This is a genomic window from Variovorax sp. LARHSF232 (assembly GCF_052871435.1).
In genome coordinates this window covers 78978-93166 of record NZ_JBIXJS010000005.1, presented here as the reverse complement: position 1 = coordinate 93166, position 14189 = coordinate 78978, and the positions used below count along the sequence as shown (strand labels likewise).

Genomic DNA, 14189 nt, shown 5'->3' with positions numbered 1-14189 from the left:
TCCTTTGAATCGAGGTTAGATGGCGGGTGCGGAATCGCAAAGGTGCGTCGCGCTTGCGTCGTGTTTTTCAACGATCAGAAAGGCGTTGGTGGAGTCAGGCAGCCAGCACTTCACCCGGTCCCCCTCGGTCTCGCACCGGAAACGGGCCAAGGCAGTGCCCAACTGGGGGCTCACCGCTGCGATGTCGTTCGCGACGCGCTTCAACTTCTCGTAGACGCGGTGACGGGGGCTCTGCACGCCGGGTGGCGCCAGGCCGCTGAGGTCGCGCGAGCGCCGGCCGCGCTGGGTGGCGAGCGAGTGCAGGGCACCGGCTGCGGCCGCTGTGGTGCGCGAAGGCTCGAACACCGCAGTAGCGCCGGGGAGGCCGACGATGTAGCGGCTGGCGCCGGTCTCCGCATCGTCCACGCGCCGGAAGATGACCGGGTGCCTCATGCCGGTGGCGGAATTTCCGCTTGCTGAAAACAAGGATCAGGCGGCCGGGGGCGGAAGTGATCCAACAAGTCGGCGCGAAGGTGCAAAGGTGTTGCCTGGATGTCGGCCAGCATCTCGGCACGGCCTTCTGGCCCATCGCCATGGGCGTCGCAGCAGCGCATTGCTGCCCGCATCAGGTCGTCCGCCTGAGCAGCAGCCTTGCGCTGAACGTCCGCCAAGATGGAGACGATCTCTGGCTTGTGAGCTCGAAGCAGCTCTCGCAGACTGTCGTGCAGGGTGCTGGACGGACTCACCAGCAGTTTGCCGCCAGGTCCAAGCTCGACCGTGAAGCCGTGACCCCATAAAACCGAGAGGACGGTGGAGGCATCCATCTAGATCTCCTCCACGTCGGCACTTACTGCAACTTGCCCAGGTTCTTCACCCTTGAGCAGGTGGGCAAGTTGAGCATCTTGAGCAACATGGCGGGGCGGCGGGAAGATTGCGCCGTTTCCAACTTGCTCAACTTGTTCAACTTGCCCATGTTGCTCATGGTTTTGGAGTGAGCAAGTTGCCTGCGCAACATCACTTTGCGACAGTTGCCAGTACCAACCGGACTCGCCCTTGCGCTTCTTCACCCCCAGGGCTTCGGAGGCCCGGCGCACGGTGGCCCACGCATGGCCAGCGGCTTTGGCCTCGGTCTGGACTGTCTTGGTTGGGGTGGAGCAGATCAGCAGTTCCCGCAGGAACTCCTCCGCGTCGGCCTTCGCGCCCGACTGGGCTTCGGTCTCCTCCTCGGGCTCGGCCAGGATGTCCCTGGCAGATCCCTCCACCGATTGCCCCCAGCTCACCGCGCTGGTGTGGATGCCGGGGAGGGGTTCGGTCTGCTCGATGTGATACTCGAAGCCGCCGTCATCGGGTGCGATGTTGGCCTTGGAACGAACCAGAACACGCCGGTCGGTGCCGTCCTCGGTCTTCACCTTGGCGGCCAGCAGGACGATGCGAGCCACGGCGCTGAAGGCGATGCTGCCCGTCACCCGCTCGGTGGGGTCACGGCCCACGGTGCCCTTGCTGAGGTGCGTGATGCCGAGCACCGCGGCGCCGAGCTGCGAGCCGAGATCGACCAGGGGCTGCAGGCCCTTGCGGACTTCGGCGTTCTTGTGCGAGTCACCATTCACGGCGCTCACGACCGGATCTACGATCAGCAACTTGACGTCACCGATTCGTGCGGCCTGCGCCAGCAATTGGGGCATGTGCCGTGATGGATCAAATGGCTGGACCTCACCATCGAATCTCGAGCCGGTGATGAAGAACACCCGCTTGATGTCCGCGCCCATGGCGATCAGGCGAGGGATCAGGGTATCGGCGGGATCGTCCTCGCCGCTCCAGATCATCACGTTGCCGATCGGGCACCGGGAGCCGTCCGGCCACTTGCCGCCGATGGTGATCGTCGCCGCCATGGCCAGCGCGACGGTCGTCTTACCGGCACCGGGTGGGCCGGCGAGGATGTGCATCTTTCCGAAGGCCAGCCAGAAGTGCCAGAGCCAGGCAATGGGCTTGGCCTCGATGTCGGCGCCGTTGACCAGAATGGCGCCGTCACCCTCCGGAGGAGCCTGCACCGCAGCCAGGAGTGCCCTCAACGCATCCGCCCCGTCCTTCTGGAGCAGATCATTCACGTCGCTGTTCGATGGCCAGGCAGGCGGCATCACGACATAGTCGACGGACAGGTCCCGGGCGATCTTGCGCGCGTCCTCTTCCTTGCCGGCGTCAGGCACGAGCACCATCCGGATGCCGACGTGATGCCGCATCGCAGCCTGAGCAACCGTCCGAACCCGGCCCCAGCCGAAGGCGACGATGGAAGCGCATCCGGTGGCGGCATGGCAGGCCCAAGCCTGGCCGATGCCCTCCACCAGGTAGACAGGCTTTGCGAGATCGATCTTGCCGACGACGAACGCGCCGTCGCCCATGGGCGCGGTGTAGTTCAGCTTCTTCCCGGCACCAGGAGGAGGGATGAACTGCGCGCTGAGCGTGCCCCCGGTCCAGTCCCTGACCGGCACCATCAGCCAGCCGGCGACGCTGGTGCGCGAGATGGTCAGCCTGTCACCATGGGGCACAACCTTCAGTCCGTCCGGACTGCCTTGTTTGGCGACGATGTAGGGCTCGTTCTCAGTCGCCTTGAAGCTACGGTTCCAGACCTCGGTGACGTGCGGCACGATGCGCTCGATGCGCTTCTGCGGCTTCTCGGCCTTGGGTGGCAACCAGCCGCTATCGGCCGCCATCTTGAACAGCGTCTTCTCGGTGATGCCGTCCAGACGCTTGATGGAGTTCCACATGGAGCGCACATCGCGCTCGTTGCTGTAGTTCGATGCGCCCTGGCTCCAGTCATGGAACTCGTCGAAGTCGACGCCTGAGGCCTTTGCGGCCATGGCCAACTTCACCCAGTCTTCCCGAGCGCATCCGGGATCACAGGCGCGCAGTGCGTCGATGGCGTTCTCGATCATGCGATGCCGCCCTTCACGCGAGCGAGCCACGCCTCGACGGAATCGAGATCGGGCAGTTCCTTGCAGAGTGCCCAGCGAGTGACGACGTAGACGCGCGCGCCGCGGTCGTTCGTGCTTGGGATCAGCGCGACGCCAACCAAGGCACATTCGGCAGTCAGCGTGCTTTCGCGCTTGCGAGTGAGCTCGTCGGCGCCGATAATTCCAGCCTGCTTCTCTCTGTTTTCCTTTGCGAACTCCCAGCCTGCCAGCTGGGTTTCGCGCTTCTGGGGCGCGTCAGGCGCGTCTTCGCCGGCGGCAGAGGCCACCGCTGGTTGAGCGTGGAGCATGGGTCATTGCTCCTTCGCTGCGAAAGCGAGGACATCCTCGATCTTCCACGCACGGGTGCGCGGGCTCAGCAGGATGCCGGCCGGGGCCCTGCCCTGTTCCACCCACTTCAGCCAGGTGCGTGATACGACCGGCAGGAGGCCAGGGCGCCCCGTTTTCGAATCGGTGCAGATTTGCCGAACGCGGACATACGCGCCGGCGGGGTATTTCGTCAGCTCGGAGGAATTCATGGTTCGCTCATGTGGTTCAACATGGGCGAACTTTCCCGCGGGCCAGAGATTAGAAATAGGCCAATTAAATCGTACCCCCTGACCTCGGGCGACGACCAGGCTTCCTTTTCTCGTGCCTCGGCCACTCGTAAGTCAGAATGGTTTTACCCTTCGACTGCATGTCGTCCATGGCATCGTCGAGTTGCACCGCGCGCCTGAGCTTCGCCAACTCACCGCTGCTCACTCCGAACAAAGACGCGCCTTCTAGGCGCCGTCGGCGATCTTGCGGGGTTCCTCTCGGCCGCCCCCTGCCTCGGACCTTTTCTAAGCACTCCCTAGCAAAGTCTGCCACGACAACCTGGCCCGTTATCGCCGCACCGTCCCTCAGCGCCGCAAAACGAGTGGCCTGCGGTCGCGTGAGCGCGATGTAGAGCCGGCCGTCGACTTTGGCTCGTCGCCATCGAGCAAGGATTCTCGCGAGATCCCTGTACTCGGCGCCCCACCGAGCATGTTCCGACGGGGAGCACAACAGCGACGGCTGGCTCTGGCTCTGCCACAGCAGATACTGAATGACCCTCCTCGCTGCCCACATGGTCAGCGGCACGCGGAGCACGCCGGCCTTTCTGGTCATGCGACTTTTATCTGACAAGCTGCAGGTGCTTCACCCTGCCGTCAGCGTCGAGCAGGTGATGGGCAGGATAAAAGAACGGACTCTCGCCCAGTTCGCGGGCGGTGTAGCCATAGATGTAGCTGAATGCCTGGCCCGATTCCTCGTGCAAATACCTGCCGTCTTCGCACCAAACGTGGCGGAGTTCGTACCCTTTGACGATCTCCATATATCGACCGTCGACGTGCATGCACAGGTCGCCCACCTTGAAGCGCGCCGGGCTGTCTTGAAGCTCCTTCCGAGCGGCCTCAATGCCGGGATCGCGCATCGTCTCCAGCTTCCTGGCCAACTCCTGGCGCTCGGCCTGCGCCTTCGCCCGAGCCTCAGTGGCAGCTATGCGCCTTGCTGCGGCGACTTCATGCGACACGCCCACCAGGACAACCGTGTTGTTCTCGGGATCGTAGACAGATACCCGCAGGTAGGTTTCATCTCGCTTGCATTTGCGCGAGATGACCTGTCCTTGAAAGTAGCCAATCGAGACTTTGCCCGGCGGCGGGAGTTGATCAACCCGAACTATGCCGGCGTCGAGCAGGGACTTGAGCGGGCCTCGGTACTCGTCGTGATCGACCTCCTCGGTGAGCTGGATGTCATCGGGGAGACTGGCGCGCGCGCCGGAGCGGATAATTGAGAGAGCCATGATGTGCGGTCCTTTCAGGTGTTGCACGTTGTGGTCAGCCGGCCCTGGTGTCGCAACCACCTCGGCCGGCGCCTTTGCCCTCCTCGATCCGCCGGAGGGCCTGGCGGGATTCGTCACGCGGCCTTGAACTCCAGGACCTGCGCGCCGGCCGCCAGACGCTCAGTGTGGTCGGCCAGGAACTGCAGCGCCTTCTTGCGCTCGCCCACATGCTGCGCATGCGTGTAGGCAGCAACGGTTTGGCTCTTCTCCGTGTGCGCCAGCAGCAACTCCACCACCTCGCGCGTGACACCGTGCTCGCGCAGAAGCGTCGCCGCGGTGCCGCGCGTGCCATGCGGGCTGAAATCGGACACACCGAAGTCCAGGCGCTTGAAGAAATGGTTCAGCGTGGCATCGCCCATCGGCACATTGCCACGGAAGATCGATGGAAAGACGTAGTCACCGTGGCCGCTGAGTTTGTGCTGCGCGCGCAGCAGCTTCACCGCCTGCGTGGACAGGAAAACCCGGTGGGGCTTGCGCATCTTCATGCGCTCGGCCGGGATGTCCCACACCGCCTTGTCCAGGTCGAACTCTGGCCACTTGGCGCGCAGCAGCTCAGACTTGCGCGCCATCGTCAGCATCAGCAGCTTCGTTGCCGTGATGGTTCCGGCGTGCGCCCCCTGGTTGTCCAGGCCCCGCCAGAAGGCCGCCAGCTGCTTCTCGGTCAGGTGCTGGTGATGCTCCACCGGCGCGCGCTCGATGACGCCGCGCAGCGCCGTGGCCGGGTTGCTGTTGACCAGCAGCTTGCGGATCGCGTGGTTATAAATCTGCTGCGTGATGACCCGGATGCGCTCGGCTGTCACCGGCGTATCGCGGCGCTGTTCGATCACGGCCAGCACGTCGGCCGGCTGTACCTGGTCGAGCTGGCGCTCGCCGAAGGCCGGATAAACGTAGGTCTCCAGCCAGCGCACCGTCTGCGCCCGGTAGCCGGCCGACCGATAGAACATGGTCTCTTCGATCCACTGCTGGGCGAACGTCTTGAACGTGAACGCCCTCGCCTCCTTGGCCCTGCGCTCGGCCTCGTCCGCTTGCTTCTGGCGTGCCGGGCTGATGCCGGTGTCCACCATGGCGCGAATCTTGGCGTGGCGGTCGCGCGCCTCGGCGATCTTGATCGACGGGTAAACGCCGATCGTGACCTTCTCGCGCTTGCCGTGCAGGTGGTACTTCGCGCGCCAGACCTTGGATCCCGACGGCAGCACCTCCACGTGCAGGCCCCCGCCATCGGTCAGCGCGTAGGACTTCTCCCGGGGCTTCGCGTTGTCGATTTGGCTCGGCTTGAGCACGTAGTTGATGTGTCGGTTCTGGGCCACGTCATGGGCATGGCCTGGGGCCATGGGATTTGTACATGGCCCCGATCATGGCCCCGTTTTTCGTGCATGTCAATTCAACATCGAACAGCACCAGAAACGAAAAACCCCAGTGTTTTCAAGGCACTGGGGTTGATGATGGGTGCTGGGTTCAGCACCATTCAAGTCACTACATGTTCTCGATCATCACCTGGCCAAAGCCCGAGCAGCTCACCTGCGTCGCACCTTCCATCAGGCGGGCGAAGTCATAGGTGACCTTCTTGCTGGCGATGGACTTTTCCATCGAGCTGATGATCAGGTCGGCCGCTTCCTTCCAGCCCATGTGGCGCAGCATCATCTCGGCCGAGAGGATTTCGGAACCCGGGTTGACGTAGTCCTTGCCGGCGTACTTGGGCGCCGTGCCGTGGGTGGCTTCGAACATGGCGACCGTGTCGCTCATGTTGGCGCCGGGGGCGATGCCGATGCCGCCGACCTGGGCTGCCAACGCGTCGGAGACATAGTCGCCGTTCAGGTTCAGCGTGGCGATCACGCTGTACTCGGCCGGACGCAGCAGGATCTGCTGCAGGAAGGCGTCGGCGATCGAATCCTTGACCGTGATTTCCTTGCCGTTCTTCGGGCTCTTGATCTTCATCCACGGGCCGCCGTCGATCAGTTCGCCGCCAAATTCCTTGGCGGCCAGGCCATAGGCCCAGTCACGGAAGCCACCTTCGGTGAACTTCATGATGTTGCCCTTGTGGACGATGGTCACGCTGGGCTTGTCGTTGTCGATCGCGTACTGGATGGCCTTGCGCACCAGGCGCTCGGTGCCTTCCCTCGACACCGGCTTGATGCCGATGCCCGAGGTGTTGGGGAAGCGGATCTTCTTGACGCCGAATTCGTCCTGAAGGATCTTGATGAGCTTCTTGGCCTTCTCGCTTTCGGCTTCGAACTCGATGCCGGCATAGATGTCTTCCGAGTTCTCGCGGAAGATCACCATGTTGGTCTTGTGCGGCTCCTTCACCGGGCTGGGCACGCCGTCGAAGTACTGGATCGGGCGCAGGCAGACGTAAAGATCGAGCTCCTGGCGCAGCGCCACGTTGAGCGAACGGATGCCGCCGCCCACCGGCGTGGTCAGGGGGCCCTTGATCGAGACCACGTAGTCGCGCACGGCATGCAGGGTTTCTTCGGGCAGCCAGACGTCGGGACCGTAGACCTTGGTCGACTTCTCGCCAGCAAAGACCTCCATCCAATGGATCTTGCGCTTGCCGCCGTAAGCCTTGGCCACTGCGGCATCGACCACTTTCAGCATCACCGGGGTGATGTCGAAACCGGTTCCGTCTCCCTCGATGTACGGAATGATGGGCTGGTCGGGCACATTGAGCGAATTGTCGGCATTGACCGTGATCTTCTGGCCTTCGGCCGGGACTTTGATGTGCTGGTAGGCAGACATGAGGGGATTGGCTCCGGATAAATGTGATGGCTGGGGACAACACATCGCCCCAGCCAGCTAAAGAATAGCTTTAGAATTTTAGACGCAACCGGAGAATGAGGTGCTGTCAACCAAGGCCAACTCGCCTTCGTTGTTGGCTTACCTTCTGCCCCCCGGGAGGCGTCTCGAAACCATTTCCAATGAGGAATTCGACAATGAGCAAAGTACTCGCAGTGATGATTGCCGGCCTGTTCGCCGTTGGCGCCTACGCGCAAAACCCGGCTGGTCAGTCCGCCGAGCAGGGCAACGTGAACACCAAGTCGCAGCAACGCGCCGACGCCAAGCGCGCCACCAAGCCGAAGGGCGAAGTCAAGCCGGCTGGCGGCGACACCCTGAAGACGCCCGAAGGCGGTGCGATCGGCACCGACAAGGCTGCAACCGCCGGCGAAGCCCGCAAGGACACCCGCGACACCCGCAAGCCGGGCCGCGCCAAGACCACCCAAGGCGGCACGCCCGACATGCCGGGCGCGAAGTAATTCGCTGCCAACTGGCTCCAACGAAAAAGCGCCCTGCGGGGCGCTTTTTTTGTGTCCAGACAGGCCTTCGGCCGCCTGCGACAACGGATGCGCGGGCCCCAAAAGGAGCTCGAAATTTCGATGTAAGCTTTGCCGCACACGCCATGCCCCGCTTTCATCGACGCGCAGGCATTTCTCGCCGCAATTCCCAGAAGACTGCCCTGATGTTTCCCCGATTCATTCTTTTGCCGCTATTGGCGGCTGCCAATTTCCTGTTCCTGCCTGCCGCTCAAGCGCAGGGCAATGGCGAACCGCAGACGGACCTCAAGCGCGTGCGCATCAATGCCGGCATGTACCAGATCGATGCCCAGGTGGCCGCCAGTGCGCTGGAGCGCCAGATCGGCCTCATGTACCGCAAGGAGATGCCGCAGCAGGAAGGCATGCTGTTCGTCTTCGAGCAGGCGGCGCCTCAATGCTTCTGGATGAAAAACACCCTGCTGCCGCTGACGGCAGCCTTCGTGGCGGACGATGGCCGCATCGTGAACCTGGCGGACATGAAGCCCCTGAGCACCGACAACTGGTGCTCCGAGGAACCGGTGCGCTACGTGCTGGAGATGAACCAGGGCTGGTTTGCCAAGAAGAACATCAAGAAGGGCTTCAAGCTGAGCGGAACCCCTTTCCAGCCGGCGCGCTGAATGGCCGTAGCAGCCGCAGCAGGCATGAAAAAAGCCGGCCTGAGGGCCGGCTTTTTTACTGGGGGCTAGCGATCAGCCGAAGTTCTTGGCGGCGAAATCCCAGTTGACCAGCTTGGCCAGGAAGGTCTCGACGTACTTCGGGCGCAGGTTGCGGTAGTCGATGTAATAGGCGTGCTCCCAGACGTCCACCGTGAGCAGGGCCTTGTCGGCCGTGGTCAGGGGAGTGCCGGCGGCGCCGGTGTTCACGATGTCGACCGAGCCGTCGGCCTTCTTCACCAGCCAGGTCCAGCCCGAGCCGAAGTTGCCCACGGCCGACTTGACGAATGCTTCCTTGAAGGCGTCGAAGCTGCCCCACTTGGCGTCGATCGCCTTGGCCAGCGCGCCAGTCGGCGCGCCGCCGCCTTGCGGCTTCATGCAGCTCCAGAAGAAGGTGTGGTTCCAGATCTGGGCGGCGTTGTTGTAGATGCCGCCGCTGGACTTCTTGACGATCTCTTCGAGCGTCATGGCCTCGAACTCGGTGCCCTTTTGCAGGTTGTTCAGGTTCACGACGTAAGCGTTGTGGTGCTTGCCGTAGTGGTACTCCATCGTCTCCTTGGAGTATTCCGGTGCCAACGCATCGAGGGCGTAGGGAAGAGGAGGAAGGACGTGTTCCATGTTTATTGCTCGTGGTGGGTTGATGATGATGTCGACGTAAGACGGCGCATTCTAGGAACTATTCATTGGCCTTGCGTGTAGTACCGCGCCGCGTGTGCTCGACGCCAAGCACACTCAGTTCTGCACGGCCGTCGGCCAGGCGGGCACTCACGGTGGCGCCGGGCGCCAGTTGCTCGACGCTGGTCAAGGCGTGGCCCTCGCGGTCGGACAGCCAGGCATAGCCGCGCTGCAACACCAGCGACGGATCCAAAAGCTGCAGCCGCGTGCCGGCATGCGTCAGCCGCCGCTCCTGGCCCAGGATGGCCTGCGTCAGCGCGGCCGGCAATGCGTCCTGAAGCCTGCGCTGGACTTGCGCCAATCGCTCCAGCTTCGACAACGCACCGTAGTGCATGCGCTGCGCCAGATGCGCGCAGCCCAGCTGCTGGCGCGCGATCAGGCCCGAGGGCCGGCCCAGCCGCGCGGCGGCCTGGTCGAGGCGCTGGCCCAGGCTGTCCAGGCGCGCACCCAGCGCGTTGCCCAGCCGGTCTTCCATCAACGCCAGGGCGCCCAGCCAGGTGTCGCGCGGCGCGGACACCAGTTCGGCCGCCGCGGTGGGCGTCGGGGCGCGCAGGTCGGCACAGAAATCGGCGATGGTGAAGTCGGTCTCGTGGCCGACGCCGCTCACCAGCGGCACCGGGCTCTCGACGATCGTGCGCGCCAGCAGTTCGTCGTTGAAGGCCCACAGGTCTTCCATCGAGCCGCCGCCGCGCACCAGCAGGATCACGTCGACTTGCGGCTCAAGCGCGTACAGCGCGCGCAGCGCACGCACCAGTTCGGCAGGGGCAGCCGCGCCCTGAACCGCCGCCGGCGCCAGCACCACCGGGATGTGCGGCACACGCCGGCGTAGCGCGCTCACCACATCGTGCAGGGCAGCGGCGCCTAGCGAGGTGACGATGCCGATGGCGCGCGGCAGGGTCGGCAGCGCACGTTTGCGCGCGGGATCGAACAAGCCCTGCGCCTCCAGCCGCGCCTTGCGCTGCATGAATTGCTCGAACAGTGCGCCCTGTCCGGCCCGCCGCAGGCTTTCCACCACCAGTTGCAGATCGCCGCGCGGTTCGTACACGGCCAGCCGGCCACGCACTTCCACCTGATCGCCATCGCTTGGGTTGAAGTCCAGCAGGCTCGCCGCACGCCGGAACATGGCGCAGCGCAGCTGGCCGCCGTCGTCCTTCAGCGCGAAGTAGCAATGGCCGCTGGCCGCGCGCGAAAATCCGGAGATCTCGCCGCGGACCGCCACCGGGTTGAAGCGCGCATCCAGCGCGTCCGCCACCGCGTGGCACAAGGCGCCGACCTCCCATACGCGCGGCCCGGGCGCCAAAGAGAAGTTATTGGCCATCACCAAGCGCACTTTCGGGCCAGGCCACTCTTCCACAAGGGTTCATCCCAGTAGATGTCGCGCCGCTTTGACTGCGCCCATGGCCAATGTTGTGGTGCAAGCCGTTGATTCCATTGGAGAAATGACTGCTCAAAATTCGCTCGATCCAATCGGAGGCCCGCTGCATGCGGGCCGGCCGGCGTTGTCCGGCCAGTTAGTCACAAAGTTATCAACAGATTCTGTGTGTGGAATCGCACACACACAAAGCGTGTCCGATGGGCAATGGCGCGGTGGATAATCGCCGCGCATTTGCATTCCTTTACAGCGCCGGAGGGCCTTCTTTGTTTTCGATCATAGTTGCTGCGGGTTGGCCGATCTGGCCCCTGCTCTTGTGTTCCGTGCTGGCCCTGGCGCTCGTCATCGAACGATTCACCTCCCTCAAAACCGCCCGAGTGATGCCGCCCAAGCTGCTCGACGAGGCCATCAACGTATCGCGCGGTGCGGTACCGGCGCCTGAAGTGGTGGCCAAGCTGGAACGCAATTCCTTCCTGGGCGAAGTGCTGGCCGCGGGCTTCCGGGCACTGAACGCCAACCCGCGCTCCACCGACGACGACATCCGCGCCGCCATGGAAGCCACCGGCCGCACCGTGGCGCACAAGCTGGAGCGCTATCTGGCCGCGCTGGCCACCATCGCCTCGGCCGCGCCACTGCTGGGCCTGCTGGGCACGGTGATCGGCATGATCGAGATCTTCGGCTCCCAGTCGCCCACCGGCGGCGCCGTCGGCTCGGGCAACCCCGCCCAGCTGGCGCACGGCATCTCGATCGCGCTCTACAACACCGCCTTCGGCCTGATCGTGGCGATCCCCACGCTGATCTTCTGGCGCTACTTCCGCAGCCGGGTCGACGAGTACCTGCTCAATCTGGAGCTGGCGAGCGAGCGTTTCGCCCGCCACCTGGAAATGCTGCGAGGCTGAAGCCGCCGTGAAGCGCAAGACCTCCATGGACTTTCGCCATGGCTCGCGCGATGAGCCGGAGATCAACCTGATCCCCTTCATCGACGTGCTGCTGGTGATCCTGATCTTTCTGATGCTGTCGACCACCTACAGCAAATTCACCGAGATGCAGCTGCGCCTGCCGGTGGCCGACGCCGAAGCCCAGCGCGACTACCCCAAGGAAATCATCGTCTCGGTATCTTCGGACGGCCGCTACATGGTCAACAAGACGGCCCTGCCTGAGCGGGGTGTCGATGCGATCGCCGCAGCCCTGGGCGCGGCAGCCGGTGGCGGCAAGGACAACGTGGTGATCATCAGCGCCGACGCCAGCGCGGCGCACCAGTCGGTGATCACGGTGATGGAAGGGGCGCGCCGCGCCGGCCTCATGCAGATCACCTTCGCCACGCAATCGGCGGCCCAGGCCGGCCAATAGCCTTGGATCTGCAGCGCGCCTGGCTGGAACGCGGCGCGCTCGCGCGGACGCTGTGGCCACTGTCGCTGTTGTTCGGCGTCCTGGCCTGGCTGCGCCGCTGCCTCTACCGCTCCGGCCTGCTGCGCAGCGAACGGGTGGCAGTGCCTGTGCTGGTGGTGGGCAACGTGGTGGCCGGCGGGGCCGGCAAGACGCCTTCGGTGATCGCCATCGTGCGACATCTGCAGGCGCGCGGAACGCCCGTCGGGGTGATTTCGCGAGGTTACGGCCGCACCACCGAGGACTGCCGCGAGGTGCTGGCGTCCAGCTCGCCGGATGAGACGGGCGACGAGCCTCTGTTGATCCACCGCGCCACCGCCGCCCCCACCTTCGTGGCGCGCCGGCGCATCGAGGCAGTCCGTGCCTTGCTGACCAAGCACCCGCAAACCCGCCTGATCGTCAGCGACGACGGCCTGCAGCACCTCGCCATGGAACGGGACGTGGAGATCTGCGTGTTCGACGACCGCGGTATCGGCAATGGCTGGCTGCTGCCTGCTGGCCCCTTGCGCGAACCCTGGCCCCGTCCCTGCGACCTGGTGCTGCACACCGGCGACCGCCCGGCCTTTGCCGGCTACCGCGCGCAACGCTCGCTGGCCGACGCGGCGATTGGCCGCGACGGCCGTTCGATGCCACTGGCCGCGCTGGCCGGCCAGCGCGTCGTGGCGGTTGCCGCCATCGCCAAACCCCAGGGCTTCTTCGACTTGCTGCGCGCGCGCGGCATCGAGCCAGAGCGTTGCATTGCCCTGCCCGATCACCACGACTTCAAGGACTGGGCGCCGATCGGCGACACCGCCGTCTCCGTGCTGTGCACGGAAAAGGACGCCGCCAAGCTGTGGCGGGTGGCGCCAAACGCGTTTGCCGTGCCGCTCGTCTTCCAGCCCGCGCCGGACTTCTTCGCGGCACTGGATGCAAAGCTATCATCGCTCGATGGATAGCAAGCTTCTCGAACTGCTGGTGTGCCCCGTGACCAAGGGCCCGCTGACCTGGCATCCCGCCCAGCAGGAACTTTGGTCGCACAGTGCCCGCCTGGCCTACCCGGTGCGCGACGGCATCCCCGTGCTGCTGGAAAACGAAGCGCGCGTCCTCAGCGACGAAGAGCTCGGAATCTGAGCATGCCCGCGACGAGCAACACAGGCGCCGGCTTCGTGGTGCTGATTCCGGCGCGCCTGGCCTCGACCCGCCTGCCCGACAAGCCGTTGGCCGACCTCGCCGGATTGCCGATGGTGGTGCGGGTGGCGCAGCGCGCGAGCCGGTCCGGCGCCGCCCGCGTGGTGGTGGCGGCCGACCACGAGCGCATCGTCTCGGCCTGCGTCGCCCACGGTGTCGAGGCGCTGCTGACCCGGCAGGACCACGCGAGCGGCAGCGACCGCCTGGCCGAGGCCTGCGACAAGCTGGGCCTGGCGGATGACGCGATCGTGGTCAACGTGCAGGGCGACGAGCCCCTGATCGAACCCGGCCTGATCGACGCCGTGGCGCAAACCCTGGCGCAGCGGCCCGATGCCGCCATGAGCACCGCCGTGCACGCCATCGACAGCCTGGCCGACTACCTCAACCCCAACGTCGTGAAGGCGGTGCTCGATGCAAGCGGCATGGCCCTTTACTTCAGCCGGGCGCCCATTCCCTGGTGGCGCGATGGCTACGTCAATGGCGCTTTCAGCGCGCTGCCTTCGCCGGCGCCATGGCGCCATATCGGCATCTACGGCTATCGCGCCGGCTTCGTGAAGCGCTTTCCAAGCTTGCCGCCGGCGCCCATCGAAACCGGCGAGGCGCTGGAGCAGTTGCGCGCCATGTGGCACGGCCACCGTATCGCGGTACACATCAGCGACCACGCACCGGGCCCGGGGATCGACACACCGGAAGACCTGGCCCGCGTTCGACGCCTGCTGGCGGCCTGAAGAAGGCGCGTTCTCCGAGGGAACGCCGCAGGGCGCATGCTATCCTCGATGCAATTCCGTCACGCGGATTGCGGCCTGCCGCGGCCACCGTGACGCGACAAAGAAATTACTAGAAATC

General features: G+C 64.8%; 17 protein-coding genes. 7 read left to right on the top strand and 10 right to left on the bottom strand.

Going from position 1 to position 14189, the window contains the following annotated elements:
* Window positions 1–15: 15 nt before the first annotated feature.
* From ACIPRI_RS14695 to icd, 8 genes are all read right to left on the bottom strand, one after another.
* On the bottom strand, window positions 16–432 hold the full coding sequence (locus ACIPRI_RS14695) for a hypothetical protein (protein WP_446622195.1): 417 nt from the start codon (window positions 430–432) through the stop codon (window positions 16–18).
* A complete protein-coding gene (locus ACIPRI_RS14690) occupies window positions 429–803 on the bottom strand; it encodes a hypothetical protein (protein WP_446622194.1) in 375 nt (124 codons plus the stop codon). The genes ACIPRI_RS14695 and ACIPRI_RS14690 overlap by 4 nt, the downstream gene beginning before the upstream one ends.
* On the bottom strand, window positions 804–2909 hold the full coding sequence (locus ACIPRI_RS14685) for an AAA family ATPase (RefSeq protein WP_446622193.1): 2106 nt from the start codon (window positions 2907–2909) through the stop codon (window positions 804–806).
* Complete coding sequence (locus ACIPRI_RS14680; RefSeq protein ID WP_446622192.1) at window positions 2906–3235, bottom strand: hypothetical protein; 330 nt, start codon at window positions 3233–3235, stop codon at window positions 2906–2908. The genes ACIPRI_RS14685 and ACIPRI_RS14680 overlap by 4 nt, the downstream gene beginning before the upstream one ends.
* Window positions 3236–3238: 3 nt before the next feature.
* Window positions 3239–3463: a helix-turn-helix transcriptional regulator gene (locus ACIPRI_RS14675; RefSeq protein ID WP_446622191.1), complete on the bottom strand. Its 225-nt coding sequence runs from the start codon at window positions 3461–3463 to the stop codon at window positions 3239–3241.
* 617 nt (window positions 3464–4080) lie between these two features.
* Window positions 4081–4746, bottom strand: a complete 666-nt coding sequence (locus tag ACIPRI_RS14670) for a hypothetical protein (RefSeq protein WP_446622190.1) — start codon at window positions 4744–4746, stop codon at window positions 4081–4083.
* A 113-nt stretch (window positions 4747–4859) separates the two neighbouring features.
* Window positions 4860–6092: a tyrosine-type recombinase/integrase gene (locus ACIPRI_RS14665; protein WP_446622189.1), complete on the bottom strand. Its 1233-nt coding sequence runs from the start codon at window positions 6090–6092 to the stop codon at window positions 4860–4862.
* Window positions 6093–6258: 166 nt separating this feature from the next.
* Complete coding sequence (icd, locus tag ACIPRI_RS14660) at window positions 6259–7518, bottom strand: NADP-dependent isocitrate dehydrogenase (protein ID WP_446622188.1); 1260 nt, start codon at window positions 7516–7518, stop codon at window positions 6259–6261.
* Between the two features lie 194 nt (window positions 7519–7712).
* On the opposite strand from icd, the gene ACIPRI_RS14655 reads away from it, so the two are divergent.
* Together ACIPRI_RS14655 and ACIPRI_RS14650 are read left to right on the top strand one after the other, a co-directional pair.
* The gene (locus ACIPRI_RS14655) at window positions 7713–8033 is read left to right on the top strand and encodes a cell envelope biogenesis protein TolA (RefSeq protein ID WP_446622187.1); all 321 of its coding nucleotides are present in this window, start codon (window positions 7713–7715) and stop codon (window positions 8031–8033) included.
* Between the two features lie 203 nt (window positions 8034–8236).
* A complete protein-coding gene (locus ACIPRI_RS14650; protein ID WP_446622186.1) occupies window positions 8237–8707 on the top strand; it encodes a DUF192 domain-containing protein in 471 nt (156 codons plus the stop codon).
* A gap of 72 nt (window positions 8708–8779) precedes the next feature.
* Here the strand turns inward: ACIPRI_RS14650 and ACIPRI_RS14645 are convergent, their stop codons facing one another.
* Both ACIPRI_RS14645 and xseA read right to left on the bottom strand, forming a co-directional pair.
* Window positions 8780–9361, bottom strand: a complete 582-nt coding sequence (locus ACIPRI_RS14645; RefSeq protein ID WP_446622185.1) for a superoxide dismutase — start codon at window positions 9359–9361, stop codon at window positions 8780–8782.
* A 58-nt stretch (window positions 9362–9419) separates the two neighbouring features.
* Window positions 9420–10736, bottom strand: coding sequence for an exodeoxyribonuclease VII large subunit (gene xseA, locus ACIPRI_RS14640; RefSeq protein ID WP_446622184.1), 1317 nt, complete (start codon window positions 10734–10736; stop codon window positions 9420–9422).
* Between the two features lie 320 nt (window positions 10737–11056).
* Here xseA and ACIPRI_RS14635 point away from each other — a divergent pair, with 320 nt between their 5' ends.
* From ACIPRI_RS14635 to kdsB, 5 genes are read left to right on the top strand one after another with little or no spacing between them, the layout of a single operon-like run.
* The gene (locus ACIPRI_RS14635; RefSeq protein ID WP_446622183.1) at window positions 11057–11689 is read left to right on the top strand and encodes a MotA/TolQ/ExbB proton channel family protein; all 633 of its coding nucleotides are present in this window, start codon (window positions 11057–11059) and stop codon (window positions 11687–11689) included.
* Between the two features lie 25 nt (window positions 11690–11714).
* The gene (locus ACIPRI_RS14630; RefSeq protein WP_446622450.1) at window positions 11715–12140 is read left to right on the top strand and encodes an ExbD/TolR family protein; all 426 of its coding nucleotides are present in this window, start codon (window positions 11715–11717) and stop codon (window positions 12138–12140) included.
* Window positions 12116–13111 carry a tetraacyldisaccharide 4'-kinase gene (lpxK, locus tag ACIPRI_RS14625; protein ID WP_446622449.1) on the top strand — a complete coding sequence of 332 codons (996 nt, stop codon included), beginning with the start codon at window positions 12116–12118 and terminating at the stop codon, window positions 13109–13111. The genes ACIPRI_RS14630 and lpxK overlap by 25 nt, the downstream gene beginning before the upstream one ends.
* Entirely contained in the window at window positions 13104–13286 is a 183-nt protein-coding gene (locus ACIPRI_RS14620; protein ID WP_446622182.1) for a Trm112 family protein, read from the top strand. Before lpxK ends, ACIPRI_RS14620 begins: the two co-directional genes overlap by 8 nt.
* Before the next feature lie 2 nt (window positions 13287–13288).
* Window positions 13289–14071, top strand: a complete 783-nt coding sequence (gene kdsB / locus ACIPRI_RS14615; protein ID WP_446622181.1) for a 3-deoxy-manno-octulosonate cytidylyltransferase — start codon at window positions 13289–13291, stop codon at window positions 14069–14071.
* Window positions 14072–14189 lie beyond the last annotated feature (118 nt).